The organism is Lapidilactobacillus achengensis (assembly GCF_003946655.1).
Taxonomy (GTDB): Bacteria; Bacillota; Bacilli; order Lactobacillales; family Lactobacillaceae; genus Lapidilactobacillus; species Lapidilactobacillus achengensis.
Genome location: NZ_RHOV01000002.1, coordinates 77,598 through 103,339 on the forward strand (window position 1 = coordinate 77,598; position 25,742 = coordinate 103,339).

The following is a 25,742-nucleotide window of genomic DNA, read 5'->3' on the forward strand; positions in this document are numbered from 1 at the left end:
TATTGTATATGATGTACTTCATGGCGACGTTGACCTCCAACAAACCGCCATTTGGAAGTAATATACAATATTTTAACAGCGTAAATAGCACTACCATATAACGGTTTTTTTTATTGGCGTTTAGTAGTGCTTTTTATTAAATATAAACCTATAAACCATATAACACGTTTTTCTATACCTGTTTTTAATTCAGTAGGAACAATAAAATGTATAGAGGTGGTCTACTATGCGTAAAAAAGAAGATAAATATGATTTTAGAGCCTTTGGTTTAGCCATTAAAGAAGCTCGATTGAAACGAGGTTTAACTCGTGAACAAGTGGGAGCATTGATTGAAATTGACCCACGGTACTTAACTAATATTGAAAATAAAGGGCAACACCCCAGCATACAAGTTCTTTATGACCTTGTATCGTTACTTCATGTTTCCGTTGATGAATTTTTCTTACCTGCTAATAACTTGGTAAAAAGCACCCGACGATTACAGATAGAGAAATACATGGATAGCTTTACAGACAAAGAACTATCCTTAATGGAATCTTTAGCCAGCGGTATCAACGAAGCAAGAAACATCGAAGACTAATTAAAAGAATCCATACATAACGGAAAGAGCCGATAAAATGAGATTGTATTAATCTCATTTTATCGGCTCTGCGTCTTTGCGTCTGGCTCTGTAATCACAGTTACTTTGAACTGCTTTATTTCAATTAAATTTTCTTGTCTGCATTTCGGACAATAGAGGGGGAATTTTTTTAATTCAGTATCTTCCCTTATCTTTAATCGTGTTTTATTTCCACATACAGGACACAATATCCACTTGTAGTTTATAATAACTATCTCCTCCTTTACACTTTAATTCAAATCTTTATTAAAAAATATTTCATCTTATTTAACAAGAAACCATATTTATATAACAACATAAAATACACTAAGTTATTTTATTGAACATATATCGTACTTTATCTATCCGACTATTTGGACGACGGGGCTGGCAAACAGGTTCACCGGTAGTAACATGGTACCCTTTTAACTCTGTTAAACAAACACTACGTCCATTTGTAAAGAAAGTTAAATCACTACGATATTCTTGAATACACCGAGCAGGGATTTCTCCACTAAGAATGACCTCATTATTTTTCAATTGAGTGTCTACGATGTTCGCACAATATTTAGGAGCATCGTTGTATGCTCGTGAAAGATATTCCTGTGGCGCATAAATTTTAAAACTAAGATATGGCTCTAACAATTCTGTTCCAGCTTTTTTTAAGACTTGTTCCAATACAATAGGAGCAAGCATCCGAAAATCTGCTGGGGTACTAACAGGGCTATAGTATAAGCCATACTTAAAACAGATTTTACAATCCGTCACATTCCAACCATATAATCCTTGTTCGCAACCATAGCGTATCCCTTCCATAACTGCATTTTGAAATGATTGATTTAAGTATCCAAGAGAAACCGAGCTCTCATACTGCATTCCACTTCCCAACGGAAGCGGTGATACAGATAAACCAATGGAAGCCCAGAAAGGATTTGGCGGCACTTCGATGTGAATGGTATATTCTGCATTTTTTAACGGTCTCTCCATATAAATGACTGTAGGCTCTTTTAGTTCTATCTCCACATGATACTTTTCTTGCAACAGTGCACTAATCACTTCCATTTGTACTTTCCCTAAGAAAGAAAGTATAATTTCATGTGTCGTAGAATCCACGTAATATCGTAGAAGCGGATCACTATCTGAGATTTCCAAAAGGGCATCAAGCAACATTTCTCTCTGTTCAGGTTTACTCGGTTCAACAGTTGTTTGTAGTAGAGGGTGCGGATTTTCAATCTTTTTTCTCTGTGGCAATAGTTTTGTATCTCCAAGAACACTATTTAACTTCAAAAACTCATTTTGCAAAATAACAATTTCTCCAGAATAAGCTCTATCAATCTTACATAATTCACCATTTATTGAAGTATACATTTCTGTAACTTTTATTTTTTCTTTTTCTGATACTCTAACCGAATCTCGTAAATGTAGTACTCCACTATAAAGGCGTATATATGCAAGACGTTGTCTTTTTTTTGTATATTCAATTTTGAAAACATTTCCGCAAAGTTCAGACGGACCTCGATGTGTTGATGAATAAAATTTATTCGTAATCACTTCTATAAGGTTATCAATCCCTATATTGTTTTTTGCACTTCCGTGATAAACAGGGAACAGGGAACAATTATGAAATCTTATGCTTTCCTCTTGTTCGAGTTCCAATGCTTCTAATGATTTACCGGACATATATTTCTCTAAAAGGTCATCGTTTCCCTCTATTACCGTATCCCATTGTTCAGATTCGGTAAAGTTCGTCACACACATATTAGGATACAGTTCTACCTTCTGTTTGATTACAATTTCGGCAGAAAGTTTCTCTTTAATATCCTGATAAACCGTTGATAAATCAATTCCATTTTGGTCAATCTTATTGATAAAAAAGATTGTGGGAATCCCCATTTTCCTAAGTGCATGAAATAATATACGAGTTTGTGCTTGTACGCCATCTTTTGCAGAAATCAGTAGAATTGCCCCATCTAAAACTGATAATGAACGATATACTTCTGCTAAGAAATCCATATGTCCTGGCGTGTCTATGATGTTCACCTTCGTATTTTCCCACTGAAAAGAGGTTATTCCTGTCTGAATTGTAATTCCTCTCTGACGTTCTAAAAGCGTATTATCCGTCCTCGTTGTACCTTTGTCCACGCTTCCTAATTCTGTAATCGCTCCACTGTTATATAATAAGCTTTCTGTTAAGGTAGTTTTTCCTGCATCAACATGAGCTAAAACTCCAATATTAATAATTTTCATGTGATTTTCCTCCATTCAAAAACCCAAAAGGGCATAAAAATCCCAGTGATAAATACTTTTATCACTGGGATTTTTATGCATAACCATAGGTATACAAAGCATACAGATATTCTCTGGATACTTTAGAATCACATGATAAAGGTATTCTTAAACTGGGTACAAAAAACTAAGCCCTCCTAAAAAAGGACATCTAATTATTTGTTCCCGCTATCAAATTGACAGTTTATTTAAGAATACCTTGCCGCATATTTATTAACTCCTTTTAAATAGTCACTTAAATAATAGCACGTAAGAGCATATTTGTAAAGGAATCTCCAATTTTTTATCAAAAAGAGTACATGATTACAAAGTATCTGTAATCATGTACCAATATTTGTTATTTTACAATCTTCCAATTACTCCCGTTCTTTTCAAGTACCAAATCAAATTGAGATACCTGCGTTGCTTTGGTCTGCTGGTCGATATACTCCACTGTCAGCGATACCGTGACTTGATTATCCTTACGATTGTGAATAGGATTTACCAGTTCTTGAAAGATGTACTCTTTTCCGATTGGTTTTAATATCCCGTCATTCACATAGTAGGAAAGTTCACTGGCTGTCGCTGTAGGATAGAGCTTGAAGAACGTCGTTAAAAACTCATTGATTTCATTGGTTGTAATGGAATCAACCGTCCCCTCACTTTCAATGGCTTTTGGTTTATAACTTGATTTCTTAGGTATGTTGGTAATGGTCGGATTCTTAACCAGTACCATATTTCCAGAACCATCTACATAGACACTCACTATATAAGCAGAGTGGACGGTCTTTGTATTTTCTCCCTCTGTAATGAGCTGGTCTACACTGTAGGTTACATTAAACTCATTGTCGCCAGTTGGCTCTACCGTCCATATCTGAAATCCTCTTACAGAAGACGATACAGGAATATCTTTGCGTACTGTATCAACATTGAGAGCTTGAAGTTCATCTGTCAGATAGCCTTTTAGACTTTCCATTCGATTATCAATGGACTTATCGGATTGCTCCCATGAATAGTAGACTTTCGCAAAGTTCTCTACAAAATTTTCTACATGATGAGTATCAACGTATTCCTTTTCTATGATAGTTGTTTCGTGAATAGTATGAGTATCTATAGCTGTAAAGTGCTTGAATATCGCAAAGCTGAAACTAAGCCCTAAAAGTACCCACAAGGCAATCACAACCTTTTTATGAGGATTGACCTTATAGACACGAGGTTTCTTTTCCTTTGGTATCTGTTTTTCTTTATTCTGATTTTTTCTAAATTTCATCATTAAATCTTCCTTTCTCATTGTTTGATTCGTCCTGCTCCCACTAAATGCTGTTGCCAGTAGGGGCTTGTTAAGTCGGCATAACCGATTGGGTCGCCTGCATGAAACATACGGTTATTGCCAAGGTATATCCCAACATGAGTAATATAAGAGCCAGCGTTATAGGTAGAATGAAAGAAAACCAAATCGCCAGCTTGTGCTTCCGATAGTGGGATATGCTGGGTCACATCATATTGCTGTTGTGCGGTTCGTGGTAAGTTAATTCCAGCTTTTCCATACGTCCATTGTGTCAGTCCGCTACAATCAAAAGAAGTAGTCGGGGAAGCTCCACCGTAAACGTATCGCCAGCCCTCATATTTCAGTGCTTCGTCCATGATGGCTTGTACCGTATCATCATCAAACTCTGTTGTGACAAGATACTGCGTTACCAGTTGCACATAAAACATATTGCCATAGTTGTATCGCCAGCCCCCATTGATAGGTATGGCTATGGGATTGGGGTAAGACACTTTTTCGCCACCTGAATACTCTTTTGAGAAACTTTGAGCCAGTTCAAAGGTATATTTATTTCCACGATTAGCCACATACCCTAAGAAACCACCACCATAATTGTAGGACTGGATAACCGATTCTAAATCTACACTGAGCCTTTCGCTACTGGCTAATAATTCACTGAAATACTTCACACCTTGCTTAATGGATTCTTCTGTACTCAATGAATTAGGTGGAAGACCGAGGGATTCCGAGGACTGCATAACATCTTCCGCAGTACCGCCCGATTCCACCTGTATAATCGCAAGAAGTATGTTGACATATTCTTCAACGCCATATTCTTTGGCATATTTTTCTACCATAGGCTTATGAGCCAGCACTTCTGCGGAAACATTCACACCTCCATAATGAATATTGGAAATTCCGCTGTCCTGTTCATCTGAAAATAAAATGGCAACAAACAGAAGCAGTGAGAAGACCATCAAGAATAATCCAGAACCACCAATCACTAAAGTTTTCAACTTCATGGTTTCTTACCGACTTTCTTAATGGTGGCGGTTTTGATTGGTGGTCTACTTCTTGTATTTTGTAGTGGTACTCTTTGAACAGTAGACGGACGTTCTTTTGTGATTGGACGTTGTGAAGTTCTATCTGCTGTAGTGGTTGAAGTTGCTGGCTTTTGAACGGTTTTTTCTTGAACGGTATTGCCTTGGCGTTCCACTTTTGGACTTGAAAAATCGGACTTAACTGCTGGACGCTCTTGTTTGGCTTGTTGAGATTCCTTATATGAAGTCTGAATATTAGACTGTTTTGAGGTCTGTTCATCATGATATTGTTCTTGTCTTGTAGTCGGTCTTTCATGAACAGAAGAAGCAGGCTGTTTTTTCTGTTTGACCTGTTCCATTTCAGAGCGACGCTTCGCAATGGTTTTTCGCCTTTGTTCCTGCTGTTCCTTGCGTCCACTGGCTCTGTCCGCTTTGGTTTGAGAAATACTACTGGTTAAATCACGGACATTCTCTTTTACTTTGGATTTTCCTTGATATACTGCATATCTTGCATTGGTCGGCAAATCTTTAACCTGTTCTTTCAAACCACTAGCAGTGTCTACCATTCTGTCTTTGGTATCAGCTACTGTACCGATGGTTTGACCGATACGTTTTCCAAGTGTTGATTTTTCCTTTCCGTCTGGTCGGGAGTGATCTGCTTGTGTCCTTGCAGAACTCCCCGAACCCGACTGTCCTTTTTTACCTGTAACAATGGCAGACCCAGCCCCTAGAGTAGTCATGGAACGTCCAAGTTTCCGCTGTAGACGGTGCATGTGAGCGTGCATAAGCATACGAGGTTTTCTCATCACACGACTTCCCACACTTTGAGAATCGTTACTCTGTAGAGAAAACATACTCATTAAATCGCCCAGCTTGAAGTAGATTCCTGCAAAGGTCACAATCTGTAGAAAAGCAATCAAAAAGAACGGATAACCAGCCGATAAGGTATAGAGCATGGTTGAAATACTAAATGCTGTCGTAATAATCAATGTGATTCCAGCTCGTGTCAAAATGGTATTAAAGAGCTTTGTTATGGCTCGTTTTGACATACCATCAAATGATGGAATCATGCTTAAAATAAAGCTCACAGGCAGAAACATAGCATAGATGATAAAAAGTACCTGCGAGAAAATCATGATTCCTGTTAATAGGAATACAAATATGGAAATCCCAATATTGAAGACAAATAGGAAGAAGACTGTACCTAAACGGTTAATGGTCTTTGTAATGGTTAGATTGGTATTGCTTCTGTCTTCAATTTCTTCCGCAACAATTTTTTCTCTGTCTTCGCCATTGTTGGAATCTGGGCTGGTGGAGAGCAGGCTTTCCACACGGTCAATACCGATACTTTCAATGTCTGAACTGTTGTATTGAAGCAGTAGCCACGGTTGCTGAACCTGTATGGAAAACAGGCTATCTCTGATTAAGTCCACGCTGTCCTTGCCTTGACTATCGGAATGGGGCATGACAATCTTCGTGCCAAGTGATAAACTGGCATTACTGATGTCTGATGAAAAGTCATTGATTTTTTTAATGTAGTCGGGAGCGTAGGCAATAAAGGAAGCCGATAGGATAAACACCAGCACAAAATTCATAATGGCATGAATTGCCTTTGTGGTTTCTCTCTTTATCAGTCCCGTATAGGCAACATAAACCCCAAGAACCAAAATCAAGAGTAAGAGGAATCCAACATAGAAACCCTCTGTTGAAAATCCGTTTGCACTCACACCAGCTAAGGTCTGCATATTCTTACCAATGGAATCTGCTGTAGCGGAAATGAAGTCTAAGGAATAGGCTTCCTGTACTAAGTAACCTGTCGCATTGGAAACATACAAACTGATTGTCCAAATAAAATTGGTAATGGCATATAGTCCATACATGACCTGTTTTCCAATCCCGTCCGACCAGTTCCACGGAAGCCAGCCCCAGCTATTATCCACATAAAAATCCAGTTGATAGTTTTCAAGTGGGTATCGGCTGTATTCATTTGCCACATTGACCGTATCATCTACCAAGCCCGCAGCTTGAACCACCGTTCCCAGCATGGCTAAAAGAAAAATGGCAATCACAAGTGTGAAAGCCACTGTCATTGCCACTTTACCTAGACGTTTCAGCGTCCAGTTTGATTTTATTCTGTTTACTATTGATGGTTTCACATTTACACCTCTTTTCGCACAGGTGGTCTGGTATCAAAGGCATGGAGCAGTTCTTCAAATACAGGGTGGAACTGTATCACACCGACACGACCATATAAATCACTGATAAGGCATTGCCCGTTTTCCAAATCACGCAATCGCTTCTGATTGTTTTCGTCCTCTGGGTCTACACCAAAAAAGGCTAAGGTCTTTTTAATCTCGTTAAGGTCAGTGGAACGAAATGCAAATTTTAAGCCGAGGTTATTTTTCAGTTTTTCATCTAAGAGGTCGTCTGTATTTTGGGTCACGAAATATACCCCAGCGTTCATAGCACGACCAGCCCGAACCAGCTTCATAGATAGTGTTTTTCCTTGTGCTACCTGTAAAAAGCTCCATGCTTCGTCTAAATCTACAATCTTGAAAATGCTTCGGTCTGTATGGATAAAGTCTAAAGCAAAGGTACTAATGACAATCAGCATAGCAACGGATAAAAGCTCCATAGTGGTATATTCCTCAAAGGAAGTTTCCTTGTCGGGAAGTACCAAGTCCGCAACCTGTATAATGTTCAGTTGTTTTTCTAAGCTGATAGACTGCTCCACATAACCATTACTGAATAATAAATGTGCAAAGTCATAGTCTGTAAAACTTTCGATATGGTCGGCTATACTGGTACTTAGTGGCGTATTCTCAACCCGTAATTCCTCAATCACTTTCATCAACCCTCGTACTTCACTATTGGTTACTGCACGAATGGCTTTTCTAAGGATTGGGAAGCGTTCCCCATCACGAGAGGAAATCCCCGTAAGGAATGTCAGAATATCAATAGCCAGTGATTCAGAATCTTTGGGATTTTTCATAATCACATAAGGGTCAAGTAAGCCTTTGTTTTTCTCATCAGAAGTCAGAGTGACGATATTGATTTCATGGGAAATCTCTGGCAAGGTTTCTTTCCATCTGCCACGTTCTGCTTTTGGGTCTACAATCACTGCTTGTGCCCCATAAAGCACCGCATAATAGACGATAAGGTTATTCGCAAAGGATTTACCACCACCCAGCGAACCAACAAAAGCCGACGCTAACGCATTGGTTACTGAACCCTTAACCCCTTGACTGGCAAGAGCAGGTTTCAGATAGACATTGCGTCCAGTATCTAAGCTGTAGCCAACATAAATCCCCTCATTTTCCCCCAGCATTTGAGTAGCACCAAAACCTAAACCAGCGAGGAAATCAGAGGTCACGTATTGAATATAATCATTCATATAACGCTTGCTGGCAGGTAAAAATTCTTCATGTAAGCCGAGCATATCCCCAAATGGTCGTACCAGTTTTACGCTTAAATCGTCATAAAAATCTTTCACTTCATTACAACGACGTTTGAGTTCGTCAAGATCATTTGCTGATACCCTTACCACATAAGACAGCTTGTACATAGATTCCTTGCTTTGGTCTAAATTGGTTTCCAGCTCATTCACACTTTCCAGAGCTTCCGCCACATTGGAGCTGGTTTCATTATCACTTTGCCAAGCGTGGTTATCCAAGTCTTTCAGTTCTTTCTTTTTATTGCGGACAGTAGATAGGGCTTTACGATTCGCTACAATTTCCACATTCATTGACGTATCAATCGGGAATGTAAATTGCTGTTGCTGGTAGTAGAAGATTTCAGAGGACGGGAAGTCCAGTTCTCCGACAATGCTGTTAATGGTAAAGTAAGCTACATAGACGGTTTCATCTTCCTGCTGGATTTTCAAATATCGCTGTTTTTCTTCCACCAAACAGCGAGTAGGCTTAATCAAGTCATAGTATTTAATCAGCGTTTCATTATCCAGCTTTTTCTTTGATAGATGGTACTCATACTCTTCATAGGCAGTGCCTGTCTGTCCGTAAAGGTGTTCAATCAGATAGCCGAAGTCGTCCTTATCTAACCTGCGGATTTTGAAACGACGAGAGATTTTATTTTCTAAGAGCTTTTCCATCTTCTGAAAACGCAGGATTTCATCATTACTCATACTAACAAAATCGCCCATCAGCTTATGGTTCACATCATAGACAAAATCAGACAAAGCATTTTTTGCTTCAACGGTAAGACTTTTCATAGAAAACTCCTGATCGTTGAGAAGCAACTTAAAGCCGATAAAGAAACGGTAGTTCACTTGATTTTCGCCAATCATGGATATTAAAGCGTCTGTCTGTTGGTCGATTTTGTCATAGGCAACCGCTTTGAGCTTGCCAGTGACTTCATTTTTGGAACGCTCTTGTGCAGAACGTATGCTGGATTCTGTACTGATTTGTAAAGCATGAATTTTGCCATCACGATTTTGTGCGATAAGCTGTCTGAAAGAATCATGCACTTGTATTTTCTGTTCTGGACTTAGAAATGAGTAATTGTAAGGAACAAGCTCATAGTAAGCATAACATTCCCCGTCTTTATTCCAGACGAGATTGTTTTCAATGTATTTAATTGGATATGCCATAAAATTCACTCCTAACTGCTGTAATGGCTTCTTGTGGCTGGTTTCTGCCAAGCGTTACTTTTTTTCCTGCATAGGTCAGCTTTGGTCGCAGTGCATAAGCAATGACAGACTTCAAAAATCCATAAGGCTTTTTACCATCAAAAGTTTTTGTAGACATAAACCATGTGAAAGCCACAGGAATCCCAAAGTATTTGAGAAATGCTCCCTCTATCATGGAAAGAGGGGGCAAGTTGCCAAGTATCATCACTGCAAAGAGTGACACGACAAACCATGTCATTTGCGTAAAGGTTATGGGAAACGGAAGTCTAAAATCATTGATAGAATACAGTACCTTTTCCACAGACCAGATACTGGTATAGCTTCGTATTTTCTTCATGTAATCAATCCTTTCATAAAAAATAGGGGTAGCTGATTGAGCCACCCCGTAAAATAGAAAATCTGCCAGTAGTAATGTACCGACAGATTTAATAGACGATTTCAAAAATCCCATGATTGGTTGAGATAAACGTTCCTGAAAGGTCTAAATCCCGACCATAGGCTTGATAATCAATATAGTTTTGAAGACTAGCTGGTACTTCGCCTAAAGCACCCGTTTCTTCAATGTAGTAGCGTGCCACGTCATACATATCATCACAATCGGAATGAATGATAATATCCTCTTGATGTTCGCTTAGTTCTTCAATGCTTGAAAAATGAGTGAGCAGAGCAGATAGCTCCGATTGTAATTCTTCGGGTAATTCCGATACCATTTCCCATAGTCGATTGAGTTCGCCAATGGAAGTGTATTCGTCAACCGTAAAGGGTAACTCGTAGTCATGAATGGCGTATTCCTCATATTCATCATTCAAGCCGATTTTCTCTTTGACTTCCTCAAAGTCAATGGGAAAGGTAAACCACGCACCGACCAATTCGCCCTCATTGTATTTGCCTAAATTCGCAATATAGACTTGCATATCGTCCATATATTCACGTCCTTTCTTTGTAGAGATTCAAAAATCCCTACCGCACTTCGTTTGGTGTACCATTCCTTTGCGGAACATAAGAAAACCACTTATATTCCACAAAAGAACGGTTTTATTTAAGCACCAATAATGCGATTGAATAGCTCTAGTAAAATGTCTTTTACTCCAGCAGCGTTGAAGACTAAGCCAACCGCAATAATCGCAATAATTAAAAAGCCAATCAGTTTGCTAAACTCACGCTTGAAGCCAAGATACAAGCCAATCACAACGATTGCTAAAAGCACCAGTGATTGAGCGTTTGATAGAAACCAGTTATAAAGGTTTTGTCCAAAATTCATAAAAATGTTCTCCTCTCTATATTCAATGAATTTGTATTTGAGTTATTTTTTTGTTGTTATCACGTCCTGTTCTTTTACTGACTGTTGCTTCAAAATCTGCTTGTGTCGGTCTGTCAGTTTCGCATGGTCGAGAATGTCTTTTACAACCTGCGTCTGGTTGATTTCATCAAGTTTAATCGCAACCTTTAAGGTCGGGGCAACTTGATGAGATAGCCAGTTCAGCGTCCTTTGGAAGGAGTAAGGCTCTGGTTTTGTGGTTAGTTTTAATCGTTCACGATTGTTCCCAATAAACCAAGCCCATTCTTCATTCAGTTTCCAATCAGAACGAGGTTTGGAATCGTCTTTATCTACAAAACGGATATACCGATTGATAATTTTAAAGGCGGTATGCTCTGGATTGTCATAGACGAGTAAATCACGGACTGCATAATAGGCACGCTCATTTTTCAATCGAATCTCAAAACGGTTTTTTACTTCTGCGTCTTCAATGGGAATATCATTTTTCTTGTACTGCTCGTAGTCCTTTTCATAGATACAGAAATAAACTTCACTTTGTAATGAACCGATATAGAGGGTGTTTCCCATACATTCCTTTTCCTCTTTGCGTACCAGTTCGCCACTGCGATAGCTTTTAAAACTGCGGAAGACGGAGATACATTCTTCCTGTTGGCACTTTTCAGTGAGTACAGGGATATTTAAAATCCCTGTCTTATCGTTAATGGCAAGGTCAAGGCGTTTCATCACACCGCCAGCCACCAAAACGTCCATAAAGAACTCATACCAGCTTCTTTGTTGTGCCAGAAGATAGCTTTCAAATTGTCTGCACCCACGACCTTTCAATTCCACCAGAACTCCTTTGTCCAGTTCATGGGAGCAAAGGACGAATATGTCGCCTAAAGCATAATGCTCTGAATAAGAATAGAAACCATAGTCCTCATGAAGAAAATAGGACAGTTTCAGTTGTAAGATGTTTTCGACCACCTGCTGTACGTCTGTTGTCGGAAAGCGAATTCTTACATAATCAAACAGCATTTCAAGGGGAGCGTCGGGATTGAAGCGTTCCAGAGCTTCCCAAAGGGACTGCTGTAAATCCTCTGATGGCTTGACTTTTCCTGTTTCAATATCGCTTAGATACTGCCTTGTAATACCAGTCGCAACAGCTAAACGGTTTTGAGATAGTCCATAAGCCAAGCGTTTTTCTTTTAAATGCTGTAACCAAGTTTGTTCATTCAGTAAAAATCCCTCCAATCAAAAAGGCGTATGTCAACTTTTAAAGCCCATTTGACATACGCTGAAATTTTGTAAATCCCTTGTAACCAAAGGATTTTCTAATGTTTTTTTGACTGTTTCCTGTCGATTTGTACCCCCCTGTTAGATACGGGGGGTTAAGTGCTGGCGTGGCTATTGCCACACCAGCCAGCAAGATCAGTCCACACCTGCGACTTCCGCTTCGCACGTCGCCTGCGTGGACTGTCTGCTGTTGGATAACTTTTTAATTTCCTCCAAGAAATCATATCCTTTTGGTACAAGGGGAGTATAAAACTCTGATATGACACTTGTTCCTACATCAACATAGCCACGACCTTTGATTCGCTTTAAGAAGAAATCCTTTTGTACGTCACTGCCAAACATCATGCCATAGCCCATTTCAGACATACGACCTAAAGCCACTCTGAAATTAAACTGATCACGGATTCCGTCGCCTAAATATTTTGCGTCTGGACGTTGACAAGCCAGTATTAGAAAGAAGCCAGCTTGACGACCTAACATGACAATCTGTTTCAGCTTATTCATAACTGCGGTGTTTTCTTTTGTTCCCAGCATTTCCATGAAAGCGACGTATTCATCAAAGATTAAGAAGTGTGCCGGGAGACCTAAGTAAGCATAATTTTTGCCAGTCTTATAGTTCTTCATCTGCTTCATTTCCTCACTACGTTTCATCATTTCTTCATAGAATGTTTCAATGCAAGAAAGCAAGTCTTCTTTTCTATAGTAGACATTTGCCATCACAGAACCTAAGTCCGCAAGATCAGCATTTTTCGGGTCAAGAATATACAGTTTTGAATCTGTATGAAGCAAGGCTTCAATCAGTGTCAGTATAAAGTAAGTTTTACCGCCACCTGTACCACCAGCAATCAACATATGAGGGAGCTTATCATATTCCCACCATACGTTTTTCATTAAGCGAAGTTTACCATCTTTAGCTTCTACTTCATCAATAGAAATACGACTGGCTATGGTGTCATAGAGCAAAGTATATTCCACATAGGAATCCTTTAACTCTTTATCCGTCAGCTCACAGTACAAGCCACTCTCTAATTTCTTTTCCAAGTGTAAGAGTTGGTCTTGATATTTTCCCAGCGTGATTTCCACCCGTATCTGTATCAAGCCATTTTTAAGTCGATAATACATTTTAGGGAAGTAGGTTATCTTTTCCTTTGTACGACCAGCACTATCTTTAAAGAAACCCTCTGTTTTGACCTGTTCAGATTCATACCACTTGTTTTCAAGTATCATCTTTGCCAGTTTTTGACGGTGGTAAAGTTGTTTAACCGTATCATAGCGAACCCGTTTGAATACAAACGCTACCAGCAAGCAGATAAGAATTGCGACACTGAAACTGATAATTAAATAGGGAATGTCAATCTTATCTGCTTGTGATAGGTTAAAATCCTGCCAGTTGATCTGCTGGATTGTCTTCACATGAAACAGTCCGACAACCAGCAGGAAAACAGGCAGGAGTGACGCTATCGTAAAATGAAAGACTAAATCTTTACCAGATGGGCGAATCCTTTTACCACGCTGTTTCATGCGAAAAAGTCTCCTTTCTACCTAGCGACTATTTGTCTTGTGTCGGTTCTTTCTTTGCTTGTGGTTGAGCTTTGAATGAACTAGAATCCTTTGTCAGCACAATATCGTCTGCCTTGATATACCAGTCAACATCTGCTCCTTGATAGGTGGCAGTAGCAACGGTGTCCGCAATGGGATTGATAAGTTCCACCCGTGCGTTATAATCAAACTCTTTCAAAGGCACGCTGGCAGGAATACTTACTTGAATCATGCGTCCTTGTCCTTTGGATTTTAAGTCATAGGTACGTTCCTTGATTTCATCTGAAACCGACCCGTCTTCATTTTGGATTCTCACTTCACGACGTAGAGCAGAGAATTTCAATTCTCCAAAAGTCGTGTCTTTATCTAATACAATGCCATTTGCTAATCTCATCATTTTTCCTCTCTTTCTTTATTCTTTTATCATGTCGTCAGCATGTAAAAGGTAATTTGTAAAACCACGAGTGCCGATTTTGTAGCCCTCTGCGGTAATACGTGGATTGACTAACTTCACACGTTCCTCAAAGCCGAAATGTTTTTCGCCAGCTTCAGCAGGAAGCACCACCACAATATCATCTGCTCTTTGAACATCAGAATAGAGATTATAGCTTCTTGATAAGACAGTTAGCCGTCCGTTGATTCTTCGCTGAACGACTTTATCCTCGCCAGCAAATTCTAAATTGCCGAATGTTTTTTCCATGTTGGGAATCACAAATTTAAGTTCCATATTTTTACCTATCCTTTCTTTTTTATTGGCTGAATGAATGTTTGATGGTCTTAAAGAGTGGGGAACGACCTTTTGATTCTTGATTTTTTGTTTTCATAAGTTCACTTCCTTTCAAAATCGGGTAAAAAAATAGACACCTCATTTTTTGAAGTGTCTACCTATTAAATATTCAAATTTTATTGGAAGTATCTTTATATCTTCACTTTTCAAGGATAAATCGTCGTATCAAAGCTCATTCATAAGTAGTAAATTAGTAGTAAATTGAGTGGTTTTGACCTTGATAAAGTGTGATAAGTCCAGTTTTTATGCGGATAACTAGATTTTTATGCTATTTTTCTGTCGAAAAAATTGGCGTTAGTTGGCCAGATCGGCCCCATTGTTGGCGATGACTTTCTTGTACCAGTAGAAGGAATCCTTCGGCATCCGGTTCAATGTTCCGTGACCAGCGTCGTCGCGATCGACGTAAACAAAACCATAACGTTTCTTCATTTCACCAGTCCCGGCGGAAACCAAGTCGATACAGCCCCACATGGTGTACCCCATCAGGTCAACGCCATCTAGGTCAACGGCCCGTTTCATTGAGCCAATATTCGCTTGGAGATATTTGATCCGATAGTCGTCGTGGACTTTGCCATCTGCGGCGATCTCATCGGCCCAACCAATCCCGTTTTCCACGATCCATAATGGCTTGTGGTAACGATCCGTCAAGGTATTCAATGCTAAGCGCAGAACTTCTGGGTCAGTCGCCCAACCCCAAGCGTTGGTTTCCAAATAAGGATTCTTGATCCCACCTTGGCCGAGATTACCATCGCTTTTCGCGGTTTCCTCATGCGTGGTGACCACGTTGGACCCGTAGCAAGAGAAGCTTAAGAAGTCAGCTGGGTACTGCGCCAACAGGTCATAATCCTCCGGACGATCATCCAAGGTGATACCTTGGCGCTCATAGCGTTTCCACTGATATTCAGGGTAATGGCCGCCGGTTTGCACGTCAGAATAAAACGAGGATTGTTGCATGCCTTCCATCACTTTGATCTGATCTTCCGGATCACACGTGTAGGCGTACAAAGGTCCGTAAGCCAGCATTTGGCCGATTTGGATCGTCGGATCGATCGCGTGCGCGGCCTTGACCACCTTGGCGCTGGCAACCAACTGATTATGAGCCGCTTGCGCCTTATTTTGCGGTGTGCCGTCGATCACGCCACCAGCAACGAATGGCGCGAATTCCATACAGTTGATTTCATTAAAGGTCAACCAATACTTCACTTTACCTTGATAATGCTTGATTACAGTTGTAGCATAATTTTCGAAAAAGCCAATCAATTTGCGGCTGGCCCAACCATTATAGTTGATTGCCAAAGCTAGCGGCGTTTCATAATGGGATAAGGTCACCAAAGGTTCAATATTGTACTTCTTACACTCGTCAAAAACCCGATCGTAGAAATCAAGACCGGCTTGATTAGGTTGCGTTTCTTCACCGGTTGGGAAAATTCGCGCCCAGTTCATGCTGAGCCGGAAAGTCTTGAAGCCCATCTCACCCATCAGGGCAATATCTTCTTGGTAATGATGGTAGAAATCGGTGCCTTCATGACTAGGATAATAATACCCGGCCACATCCGCAGGTACGGTTCCTTCAGGGACGACACGGGTCGGACCGCCCCAACCTGCTGGGTTACTACCGGTCTCGCCGGTCGTTGGATTACGCCAAGTGATGGAACGCGATTTCGTCGCGGAGCCCACGGTCATCACGTCGGAAGTGTTCAACCCCTTGCCGTCTGTCAAATAGGCGCCCTCGTACTGGTTAGCCGCAGTCGCGCCACCCCAGAGAAAATCTTGCTTAAAAGCCATCAAATCATCGCACCTTTCTCGGATCATTTTATTAGCCGATTTACGGCTGTCTACCTGTTTATTGTACCATGTAACCGCGGCGAAGGAAGCGCTGACTCGTCAACTGCGGCGAAAATCACCCGCTTTCCTGTCAAAATTGGACCAGAGTGCGGAACACAACGGGTTGACTTTGAGCATTAACCTAGCTCTTGTTTTGGAAGCGTCCTTTGCTTCCGGAACAAGTGCGTAGTTAAGCGCAGAAGTCAGTTGTGTGGAGCACGTTTCGAGTGCGAGCCGACCCGGGTAGCTCCTGAGCATTAGCCTAGCAAAAAAAGTAGCTTGGCCGCAGCTTGCGCTGCGAAATTCGGGGTGAGCTCGCTGTGGGCGCTGTTTTGAGCCAATCCGCAAAGTACGCGGCTTGTCTCAAAATCAGGCCTTGTCCTAAGCGGCAAAGCCGCCAAGGACAATTTCACGGCAATCTCACCCCGAATTTCTCCGCTCCAGCCGCTCAACGTTATAACAGCCGTTTGAGCACTCACGCCAGCTGGTAAGCTATGGCCAATTGATGGGGAACCACGCAATTGACAACCGTGGTTAGTGGTCACCAGCTTTAAATTGGTGACACCAGCACAGTCTGTCTGATGAACTAAGGCGAGCTCTCGTTGAATCAACTTGATCGGTCAGTTTCCAACCCAAGACCGCTTAGGTAAGTGAGATAAAGTTGCCGGCATTATCCGAGATTTACTGACCTACAAATCTGCATCCGTTGATATTGCAGTACCCCTCAAAAACGGGCAATTGTTTGACCGCTCGCTTGCAGAAGCACTTCATCAAATCGTTCGCTTCAATTGTTTTAGAGGGCAACACTGGAACATATTTTTCTGGGATTTCGGGGCAGTTATTTTCAACTTTTCAAGCTGCGTTGACGCCTTTCCGGGATGTTTTTATAATTTTATATTTTCATCATTCACTATCTTCATCATTCGCTTATATCAAAAAACGACAGCCTAATTTGCCGGCTGTCGTTCCTTTAGCGCTGAGTTGCGCTGGGATTCTCGATTTTGATTGAGTTGGGATCACGGTGTTCGCTGATGCAAACTCGATTTTTCAATTAAATTTTACCCATTTCCCGTAACTTCGCTTCGATTTGGTCCAGGACGATGACGCGATCCTGTTCGTTCTCCACGAAATCGTACTTGTCACCGTCAATGCGGATCTTAGGTGAGTAGTTATAATTCTCATACCAAGGCTCGTAATAATCCAGCAAGGTGTGATAGTACTTGACCAAGGAAGGATCTGTGGTGACTTGTTCGTAAGACCGGCCCCGCTTGGTGATCCGCTTCAACATGGTCTCGTAAGACACGTCGATATGGATCAATAAATCGGGATTCTTCTTGGGCATTCCTTTGATTTCTTCCATCATGTTCGCCAACAGATCCTTGTAGATCTTGACTTCGGTTTGGTTCGCCCGCCCCATATCCGCGTTCATTTGGAAGAACAACGCATCTTCGTAGATCGAGCGGTCCAGAACATTATTGTCCGCCGCCAAGGCCCGTTTGATACTGTGGAAACGGGTATTCAAGAAGTAGATCTGCAAGAGAAAGGCATATTTATTAGGATCTTCGTAGAATAATGGCAAGACCGGATTGTCATCCACACTCTCATAAAAAGCTTCAGTTCCCAAACGTTTCGCAATCAATCCTGTTAATGATGATTTGCCGGCTCCAATGGCCCCACTAAGTACTAAAACTGTCATCACATTCTTTCCATTCTTTTTAGACTTGACCGTCGCGAGTCAGGCGATCCTTATTTTTGACGGCCAATGAGAATTGATGACCAGCCTGCTGACCATCGCGTCAAAAACACCTTATCTATCATACAAAAGCTACGCCCTTTTTTCAAGCAGAAAAATACACTCTCTTGTGTTTAAAATAACTTCGACCCACTAAATGTAGTACAGCAGGGCTGGCCCCGCGCAACTTAATTATCCTGGGAAGCACCAAACTGCCACTCCGCCTTGAATTCGGCGACGAATTGGCGCATGACCGCCGTGCGTTCTTGGGCGATCCGCTTGGCTTCTGGCGTGTTCATTAAATCGCCTAATCGGAAAAGTTTCTCGTAGAAATGGTTGATCACCGGCGTAACTTGGCGATAAGCCGTGTGATCCAAATTTTCCCGCGGTGGTAGTGCTGGGTCGAACATTGGCGCCCCCGTGCTGGCGCCATAATAGAAGGCCCGGCCGATGCCCACCGCACCGATCGCGTCCAAACGGTCAGCGTCTTGGACCAATTGGCCCGCCAACGTCAAAGTCCAATGATTCCGGAGATTTTTCGCGTAAGACATATGGTCAATGATCGCGTAAACCGCCGTCACTTGATCTGAGCTTAAACCAGCCGCGTGATAACAAGCGGTCAACGCCTGGCGCAATTGCTGCAATTGTGCTGAATCGGACACCAGTTTCTCGTCCAACACATCATGGGTCCAGGCCGCCGCCAACACCACGGTTTGGTCAACATCAGGATAAAAACCGACTAAATAATCGCTTAAGTTCACAACACGATGAATATGGGCCAAATCGTGTCCCGAATGATCGCCAGCTGCTTGGGTCGCTACGAACTGGGCGATGCGTTCAATTGTTACCATCTTGATTCCTCCAACCTGACTTCTTGGCGCAATTGGCAACGGACCATCGCGGACCGCCACCAAAAATGCTAAAATAAACTTTAGCATATCTGCGGCGGCAAAGAAAGCTGTTGCTTGCGTTGAGTGTTAAAAGTAAATTGTTCGCAGCTTGCGCTGCGAAATTCGGGGTGAGCTCGCTGTGGGCACTGTTTTGAGCCAATCCGCAAAGTGCGCGGCTTGTCTCAAAATCAGGCCTTGTCCTAAGCGGCAAAGCCGCCAAACGTGTTCGCCAACCTAGCTTCTTCCGCTTAGCTACCCAGGTCGGCTCGCACTCTCAACCATTTCACGGCGATCTCACCCCGAATTTCTCCGCTCCAGCCGCTCAACGTTTTAACAGTCGTTTGAGCACTCACGCCATCTGGCAAGCTATAGTCAATGGATGGGGAACCACACAATTGACGACCGTGGTTAGTGATTACAAGCTTTACATTGGCGACACCAGTGCAGTCTGTCTGATAAGCTATGGCGATTTCTACCGATCTGCCCGGTCTCACCAAAAAATGTTTCAAAGCGGATAAAGATGTTCCTAGCATGCAAAATGTTTTTTTAACATTTTGCGAATGGCCTTAAAATTTCTCGATAATCGCGATTCTTACTTCCGAAATTTGAAGAATTGCAACACTCAACAATAAATAATTAGGTTGGTTTGATGCGTCCATTTATCTCCTATCTCTCTGATTAATTTTGGTTGGCGTATTTAATCGCCGTCTTGAAGGCCGCTATCTCAGTGGTGATCGCATCTTCGCCAAAGTTTAGAAAGAGCATGCAAAATGTCCCAACCGCTAAAACGGATCAATTTCAAAAAATGTTTCAAGAAAGTGACGATTATGAAAAAAAGTCAACGCGCTCAATTGTTTCTCCAAAATAATGCTCACTATTTTAGATGTCCGCTGTGCCAGGAGGGCTTAACCAGTGCCGCGGCTGGTTTGACCTGTGTCAATGGGCATGCTTTCGACCTTTCCAAGAAGGGCACTTTATATTTCTTACCCCATCAAATCAAAACCGACTATGACACGGACATGCTCAGCGCTCGGGGACGTATGATCCAGCGCGGGATTTTCCAGCCTTTGGTGGCGCTCTTGCAGGGTTGGTTACCGGCAAGCAATCCGTTGACCATTGATGTGGGCTGTGGTGAAGGTGGTTTTCTGGCGCAGCTGGGGCAGGCCCGCCCAGCCAGTGAAGCTAAGATTGGTTTTGATATTAGCAAGGACGGCGTTTATTTGGCGACGGGACAACCGTTGGCGAACGCTTTCTGGTGTGTGGCGGATCTGACCAACTTGCCTTTCGCCGCTCAGCAAACCAGCACGATTCTCAATATTTTCTCGCCATCCCACTATCGGGAATTTCAGCGGGTGTTGCGTCCCGACGGTCACCTGCTGAAAGTCATTCCCGAGGCCCACTATCTGCAAGAATTGCGCCAGCATTTCCTACCCGACGACAAGATCGCCTATTCCAATCAGCGCGTGCTCGACCATTTGGCCCAAGAAATGACCATTGACCAGCAAACCCGCTTGACTTACACCTACCAACTTCCAGACGCGGCGGCTTTTGCTGATTTGATGCAAATGTCGCCATTGGAATGGCAAGCCTCCGCCGACCAAAAAGCCGCTTTGGCCGCGCATCCATTCACGGCGATTACGATCGATCTGCGGGTGATCCAAGCTCACTAAAACTTAAGTATGTCGCTTTTAGTTCGGAAAATTCTGATAACTGGACCACACAAAATCGACCTGTTCCCGCAAATGGGACAGGTCGATTTTTTCAATAACTGGTTGAATGACTGGTGGGATAACTTAGTTGAATAACTGGTGCAATAACTGCTGGAATAACTGCTGGCGGCAAGCCGTCATGATTGGCCCTCAGCGAAAAATCGTTTCACCAAAATCAACGGCGAAGTATTCTTGATAACTGGCGGCCGCGGCGGTCTTGAAACAAACCAAATCGACGCGGCGGATGGAACTAGGCTGGCGGCCAAAAGTCCGCAAAACGCTGGCAACTAGGGGGAGGCTCAGCCCGATGGGAAAGCCATAGACCCCTGTACTGATCGCGGGGAAAGCGATGCTGGTCAGTTCTTGGGCCGCGGCTAAGTCCAGACAGCTCTGATAACATTGTTGCAACTGCTGACTGACACGGGCATGGGCCTCTGGACGATAAATCGGGCCAACTGTATGAATGATGAATTTCGCCGGTAAGTCGAAGCCTGGCGTTAGCACCGCCGCACCAACAGCCAAGGGCCCTAAACTGCGCTGCAAAGGCGCTAGCCGCGGACCCGCCGCCAAATTAATGGCGCCGTCGACCCCACCGCCTGGATTCATCGCCGGATTGGCCGCGTTTACGATCGCGTCCGCATGAACCTGGGTCAGATCGCCTTGATAGACGCGAAGCTCAAGTTGGCCGGTTGTCAAAACCAGCGCCTCAGTCATTCCCACCTGCCTGGGCGTCTGTGTCCGCCGCGGCAGCCGGATCGGCCGCGGCGGGATCAGCGCTAACTGACGCAGCATCGGAAGTCGGTGCCGCTTCATCTTCCAAACGTTTTTGTCCGGTCAATTGTTGGATTTTGGTAATATCTTGGGTCACTTCTAAGCACCCGGCGTATTGCCCTTGCTCATCATGAACGGCAAAATAGCGAATATAGACCCGGCGACCACGGAAATCGATCCAGAAATCGGCATGATCCCGCACACCGTCGTGGAAATCTGAAAGAATTTTCAAAACCCGATCGGCGCTTTTTGGCGGATGGCAATTGACCACTGCCCGGCCCACCACTGCTTTAGTCCGCGGGAAAACCCGATCGCCATCATCGGAGAACCAAGCGACCTGGTCATTTGCGTCCACAAAGGTCAGATCAAGCGGGAGCACTTTGAAAATCCCCGTCAACTGGGCCAGATCCAAGGTGCCATTGTTGAAAGCGACTTGGGCGAAACCTTGGGCGCTCAACAATAAATGCGTCGGTTGATAATCGCCGCTTAGATCACGGGCGCCAGCGGTTGGCCCGGTTGATGCTGATGACGCTGATGGCGCCGGGGCCGGAGCGGCCACAGGTGCCGTGGTTGGTGGTGTCGGTGGCGTGGTCGCGGTTGGCGCTGCTGCTTGTGTCGGGGCGCCGATCTGCGTTTTAAATTCATTGACCTTGTAATTTTTGACCTGCGGATCGATCTTGGGCCGGTTGGGATTCGTTTGCGCAGCCAGCGCTTGCGCCATCTCATTCAATTCATTCGCAATCTTCGAATCCACTTGAGGTGTGGCCGTGGCCAGCTGCGCCGCGGTCGGTCGCCAAGGCAATGGTGGCGCGATCAAGGTGTAGCCGATCGGATCACTTTCGGCCGCGATCAACCCCCAGTCCGCCACGGTGAAGACCTCATTGACCATGGGCACCATGATTTCTTCTTCCTTGAAGATCATCTCTTTGATTTCTTTGTTGGCCGCTTCGATCGCCTGTTCAATAACATATTTATCCGGCAATGGCGCCGCGTTGACCAACTGATTCGCTTGCTTGATCAAGTCCCGGATCTGATCATCCACGCCCCACATGACCTTCGGCGGCGCAGTGATTCCATACTTATCCATCAATGGGAAAATCAAGTTTTCCTTGCGCGTATAATGACGGTCGATCGTCGCTAAATCCGCCAAAGCCCGGCGCATCCGTTCTAAATACAGTTCATCCGTCCCGGATTGTTGCCACTTCTTCAAACAAGGCAACAATTCATCCTTGAGCAATGACCCGATGATCAAGTTCTCCAATTTCAAAACTTGGACCGGATGACCTGGTTGTTCTTGATCCGGTGTTTCTGTCTGGTCGTCCGTGATTTTGCCCTTGAAAACCGCGGCATGAACGTTACACAAATGTTGGATCTCCATCGGGTTCAATCCGCTGGCCACCCATTTACTGATATTAACCAGTAGTCACGAAGCGTTAAAACGCCGTGGTTGCTGGTTTTTTATTTCCCCTCGATATCATTGATTCTCAGAAATCACCACCAGATGACCGTCAATTTGACCGTCACGAAATCAGAAATCAAGATAATGCGCTAACTTATTTGCGACCTCTTTATTTTGATTTTTGGTAACGTGCGTATAAATATTTAACGTCGTTGCCACGTCCGCATGACCAAGTCTCATCTGCACTTCTTTGATCGTCGCGCCTGCAGAAAACAGCGCTGAACAATGCGAATGCCGAAATCCATGAACCGTCACTTTGGTCAAGTTATGTGCGACTCGAATTGACTTCAGCCACTTCGCTGGTGTATTCAAAGACTTATACCCATTTTTATTATTCGCAAAGATTAATTGATTTGGCTGGAGTGTGTTAAACCCTAACATCAAATATTTACGTTTCTGAAGAGCCTTCCATTGCTTAAGATCATTCAGCGTCTTAGGATCTAAATCAATGGTACGCCGTGAATTTCTCGTCTTCGGCGCTTGAATGATCTGCCTACCCTTTTCGCCTTGTGTGAGCGTCTTATTGATCCGCATTGTCCCGTTTTTGAATGAAATATCATTCCATGTCAACGCTAAGGCTTCACCACGACGCACACCACAGAAGGCGTATACTCTAAACAACGTGTACTTTTCCATTTCCAAGGTTGGATCAAGATAGCTAAAGAATTCAGCTAGTTGCGCCTTATCCCAGAAATTTTCAAACTTATCTCCCGCTTCTTCGCGTTTTTTCGGAACCGTAATCAGTTTGGCAACATTCTTTTCCAGATAGCCATGCTTGATGGCGAATTCGAAAACATCGACGACATAGTTATACCAACGTTTGTAGTTGCGAGCCGCGATCTTGAACCACTCATTGACCGCCCTTTGTATTTGGGCAATTGTGATCGTTCTGATTCGATATTTACCTAAGGCCGGTAAAATATGATTATCAAACATACCCGCGGTTCGATTCCAAGTACTTTCACTCACCGTATTTACATATGCCTGATACCACTGCTCATAGACCGTTTGAAAACTAATATTGTTATCTTTCTCGATCGCACCACGTGAAGCTTCAACTTCCAGCCTAGCCGCCGCAAGTGAAGCCTTTTTTTGTGTGCTAAAACCTCTGCGAACCGTATGCTTAGGTTTCCCAGTTTGCGGATCAGTCCCCAAATAAATATCAAATTTCCAAAACTTTTTACCTTGCTTCGTTTCATATTGCTTATATGATGCCATATCTATCAACCTTCCATAGCTAAAGCGCTGTCGAGACGTGCTATGTAGTGATAATAGTTAATACTTATCTATGAGCCTCTGACTTATGATACCTAAAATCCGGCGTTCCCACACTAGCAATCGGATTTGGGATCTCATACTTGGGTTCTAATTCATAAATGCGATCATACACAAAAGATGAGAAGTTCTCCTCAATCAATGATTGAAAAGAAACACTTAACTGATCAAAGAAAATTGACGGATCTGTCGTCGGATTAAAGGAAACCTTACGAGAGAATATCTCTTCACGAGTCTGGTCATAAAAAAAGTCCTTTTCATATTTTACTGTTCCCGTATAGTGTAGCCTGCCTATACCTTCATCATAACGAGTAAACTCAATCGTACCATCTAAATCAAAAAAGAATCTTTGGTTCGGCTGTATCTCCACAGGAAGAATATCTAAATCAAACAACACTTCAATAGGCGTATAGTCGAAAAAATCCGCTGGCGTGATTTTAAGAAATTTGCAAAGTGTATTGATCGTTTCAATTTGAATCATCTTACTATTATTCTGTGTCAAACTTGATAGCGTCGATCGCGCAATTCCGGTCTCTTCCGAAACTTTAATAGCCGTCAATCCACGTTCCGCAAGTAATACAGAAAGATTATTTTTTATCATGTGTTTCACCTCAAATACATTGTAGCATAAGCGCTTCAATAATTTCAATATTCCAGAATCAATTGATTGACATAAGAACAAACGTGCGATATGATATGTTTAAATAAATGAAGCATTAATACTTCATTATAACCGACATTAAATAATATTAGGAGATGATCCAAATGGCTAGCGAGATGAAATTTGCACTTCCAGATGAGGTACAAGCGGAAATTAGTTTGATGTTCGTCAAATCAGCACAACAAGCTTTCCAGGCTTTGATCCAGCAACAAGCTTACCCGCAGTACTTGAACCAGAAACAAGCGGCAGATTACCTAAGCATTTCCGTGACCAGTTTTAAAAAGCTCAATATTCCTAGAGTGTCTCTAGAAAACATTGAGCGGTATGACAAGGCAACATTAGATCAGTATTGTAAAGCACACGAGTTTTAAAATAAGCAAAGCGCTGTCGAGGCGAGCAATGCAAGCAACATCTATCTTAATTATCGTTTGATTCAGCGGTTGAGCGCAGGCGTTCAATTGTTGAGCTGAGACGGTAAGTCCTTAGTCTCAATTGATCTTTGACAACTAAATAAAAAAGGCATTTAAGCCGAATTGACGACTCAAACACCTAGGATAATAACTGACATAATCATTCTAGTCGATACTGAGAATTAGTCAAGGCGAATTCGCCGCGGGTTGCGAGTACCATTAGGAAAAACGTAGAGTTCAGGGTGTTTAGTACACATGCTGACCGTGCTGTAAGAAAAACTGCATGCTAGACCGTTGAAACGGTTGATTGGTTAAGATA

Annotated in this window: 26 protein-coding genes and 1 pseudogene; 3 read left to right on the plus strand and 24 right to left on the minus strand. The window is 42.7% G+C overall.

Annotation, left to right across the window (positions count from 1 at the left end; translation table 11 throughout):
- Positions 1-226: 226 nt before the first annotated feature.
- Positions 227-580 carry a helix-turn-helix transcriptional regulator gene (locus EKM94_RS01775; protein WP_001227347.1) on the plus strand — a complete coding sequence of 118 codons (354 nt, stop codon included), beginning with the start codon at positions 227-229 and terminating at the stop codon, positions 578-580.
- A gap of 59 nt (positions 581-639) precedes the next feature.
- Here EKM94_RS01775 and EKM94_RS01780 read toward each other — a convergent pair whose 3' ends face one another.
- The 20 genes and pseudogenes from EKM94_RS01780 to EKM94_RS01890 form a co-directional block, all read right to left on the minus strand.
- Complete coding sequence (locus tag EKM94_RS01780) at positions 640-825, minus strand: cysteine-rich KTR domain-containing protein (RefSeq protein WP_011058338.1); 186 nt, start codon at positions 823-825, stop codon at positions 640-642.
- Between the two features lie 100 nt (positions 826-925).
- The gene (gene tet(M) / locus EKM94_RS01785; RefSeq protein WP_000691727.1) at positions 926-2,845 is read right to left on the minus strand and encodes a tetracycline resistance ribosomal protection protein Tet(M); all 1,920 of its coding nucleotides are present in this window, start codon (positions 2,843-2,845) and stop codon (positions 926-928) included.
- 15 nt (positions 2,846-2,860) lie between these two features.
- A pseudogene (locus EKM94_RS12955) lies at positions 2,861-2,908 on the minus strand (hypothetical protein); the annotation flags it as partial.
- 313 nt (positions 2,909-3,221) lie between these two features.
- The gene (locus tag EKM94_RS01800; RefSeq protein ID WP_001224319.1) at positions 3,222-4,154 is read right to left on the minus strand and encodes a conjugal transfer protein; all 933 of its coding nucleotides are present in this window, start codon (positions 4,152-4,154) and stop codon (positions 3,222-3,224) included.
- Positions 4,151-5,152, minus strand: a complete 1,002-nt coding sequence (locus EKM94_RS01805) for a bifunctional lytic transglycosylase/C40 family peptidase (RefSeq protein ID WP_000769868.1) — start codon at positions 5,150-5,152, stop codon at positions 4,151-4,153. The genes EKM94_RS01800 and EKM94_RS01805 overlap by 4 nt, the downstream gene beginning before the upstream one ends.
- Positions 5,149-7,326 carry a CD3337/EF1877 family mobilome membrane protein gene (locus EKM94_RS01810; RefSeq protein WP_000804748.1) on the minus strand — a complete coding sequence of 726 codons (2,178 nt, stop codon included), beginning with the start codon at positions 7,324-7,326 and terminating at the stop codon, positions 5,149-5,151. The genes EKM94_RS01805 and EKM94_RS01810 overlap by 4 nt, the downstream gene beginning before the upstream one ends.
- A gap of 2 nt (positions 7,327-7,328) precedes the next feature.
- On the minus strand, positions 7,329-9,776 hold the full coding sequence (gene tcpF, locus EKM94_RS01815) for a conjugal transfer ATPase TcpF (protein ID WP_000331160.1): 2,448 nt from the start codon (positions 9,774-9,776) through the stop codon (positions 7,329-7,331).
- Positions 9,760-10,152, minus strand: coding sequence for a conjugal transfer protein (locus EKM94_RS01820; RefSeq protein WP_000723888.1), 393 nt, complete (start codon positions 10,150-10,152; stop codon positions 9,760-9,762). Before EKM94_RS01820 ends, tcpF begins: the two co-directional genes overlap by 17 nt.
- 88 nt (positions 10,153-10,240) lie before the next feature.
- A complete protein-coding gene (locus EKM94_RS01825) occupies positions 10,241-10,738 on the minus strand; it encodes an antirestriction protein ArdA (protein ID WP_000342539.1) in 498 nt (165 codons plus the stop codon).
- Positions 10,739-10,854: 116 nt separating this feature from the next.
- Positions 10,855-11,076, minus strand: a complete 222-nt coding sequence (locus EKM94_RS01830) for a hypothetical protein (protein ID WP_001009056.1) — start codon at positions 11,074-11,076, stop codon at positions 10,855-10,857.
- A gap of 42 nt (positions 11,077-11,118) precedes the next feature.
- Positions 11,119-12,324, minus strand: a complete 1,206-nt coding sequence (gene mobT / locus EKM94_RS01835; protein ID WP_000398284.1) for a MobT family relaxase — start codon at positions 12,322-12,324, stop codon at positions 11,119-11,121.
- A gap of 177 nt (positions 12,325-12,501) precedes the next feature.
- Complete coding sequence (locus EKM94_RS01845; RefSeq protein WP_000813488.1) at positions 12,502-13,887, minus strand: FtsK/SpoIIIE domain-containing protein; 1,386 nt, start codon at positions 13,885-13,887, stop codon at positions 12,502-12,504.
- A 28-nt stretch (positions 13,888-13,915) separates the two neighbouring features.
- Positions 13,916-14,302, minus strand: coding sequence for a YdcP family protein (locus EKM94_RS01850; protein ID WP_000985015.1), 387 nt, complete (start codon positions 14,300-14,302; stop codon positions 13,916-13,918).
- A gap of 15 nt (positions 14,303-14,317) precedes the next feature.
- On the minus strand, positions 14,318-14,632 hold the full coding sequence (locus EKM94_RS01855; protein ID WP_000420682.1) for a YdcP family protein: 315 nt from the start codon (positions 14,630-14,632) through the stop codon (positions 14,318-14,320).
- A 354-nt stretch (positions 14,633-14,986) separates the two neighbouring features.
- On the minus strand, positions 14,987-16,477 hold the full coding sequence (locus EKM94_RS01865; protein WP_125596609.1) for a glycoside hydrolase family 1 protein: 1,491 nt from the start codon (positions 16,475-16,477) through the stop codon (positions 14,987-14,989).
- Positions 16,478-16,773: 296 nt separating this feature from the next.
- Positions 16,774-17,127 carry a hypothetical protein gene (locus EKM94_RS01870; RefSeq protein ID WP_125596611.1) on the minus strand — a complete coding sequence of 118 codons (354 nt, stop codon included), beginning with the start codon at positions 17,125-17,127 and terminating at the stop codon, positions 16,774-16,776.
- Between the two features lie 440 nt (positions 17,128-17,567).
- Positions 17,568-18,212 (minus strand): deoxynucleoside kinase, encoded by a 645-nt coding sequence (locus EKM94_RS01875; RefSeq protein WP_125596614.1) that lies wholly within the window; start codon positions 18,210-18,212, stop codon positions 17,568-17,570.
- A gap of 224 nt (positions 18,213-18,436) precedes the next feature.
- Positions 18,437-19,099: an HD domain-containing protein gene (locus EKM94_RS01880; RefSeq protein ID WP_125596617.1), complete on the minus strand. Its 663-nt coding sequence runs from the start codon at positions 19,097-19,099 to the stop codon at positions 18,437-18,439.
- A complete protein-coding gene (locus tag EKM94_RS01885; protein ID WP_125596620.1) occupies positions 19,086-19,358 on the minus strand; it encodes a hypothetical protein in 273 nt (90 codons plus the stop codon). The genes EKM94_RS01880 and EKM94_RS01885 overlap by 14 nt, the downstream gene beginning before the upstream one ends.
- A 28-nt stretch (positions 19,359-19,386) precedes the next feature.
- Positions 19,387-19,647 (minus strand): hypothetical protein, encoded by a 261-nt coding sequence (locus EKM94_RS01890; protein WP_125596622.1) that lies wholly within the window; start codon positions 19,645-19,647, stop codon positions 19,387-19,389.
- A gap of 315 nt (positions 19,648-19,962) precedes the next feature.
- On the opposite strand from EKM94_RS01890, the gene EKM94_RS01895 reads away from it, so the two are divergent.
- On the plus strand, positions 19,963-20,808 hold the full coding sequence (locus EKM94_RS01895) for a putative RNA methyltransferase (protein WP_125596975.1): 846 nt from the start codon (positions 19,963-19,965) through the stop codon (positions 20,806-20,808).
- Between the two features lie 189 nt (positions 20,809-20,997).
- Here the strand turns inward: EKM94_RS01895 and EKM94_RS01900 are convergent, their stop codons facing one another.
- From EKM94_RS01900 to EKM94_RS01915, 4 genes are all read right to left on the minus strand, one after another.
- Entirely contained in the window at positions 20,998-21,561 is a 564-nt protein-coding gene (locus EKM94_RS01900) for a macro domain-containing protein (protein WP_164511057.1), read from the minus strand.
- Complete coding sequence (locus EKM94_RS01905) at positions 21,554-22,996, minus strand: DUF438 domain-containing protein (RefSeq protein WP_125596628.1); 1,443 nt, start codon at positions 22,994-22,996, stop codon at positions 21,554-21,556. Before EKM94_RS01905 ends, EKM94_RS01900 begins: the two co-directional genes overlap by 8 nt.
- A 150-nt stretch (positions 22,997-23,146) precedes the next feature.
- A complete protein-coding gene (locus tag EKM94_RS01910; protein ID WP_125596631.1) occupies positions 23,147-24,295 on the minus strand; it encodes a site-specific integrase in 1,149 nt (382 codons plus the stop codon).
- A gap of 64 nt (positions 24,296-24,359) precedes the next feature.
- On the minus strand, positions 24,360-24,953 hold the full coding sequence (locus EKM94_RS01915; protein ID WP_125596634.1) for a helix-turn-helix domain-containing protein: 594 nt from the start codon (positions 24,951-24,953) through the stop codon (positions 24,360-24,362).
- 164 nt (positions 24,954-25,117) lie between these two features.
- Between EKM94_RS01915 and EKM94_RS01920 the strand changes: the two genes are divergently transcribed.
- Positions 25,118-25,384 (plus strand): hypothetical protein, encoded by a 267-nt coding sequence (locus EKM94_RS01920; protein ID WP_125596637.1) that lies wholly within the window; start codon positions 25,118-25,120, stop codon positions 25,382-25,384.
- Positions 25,385-25,742: the final 358 nt, after the last annotated feature.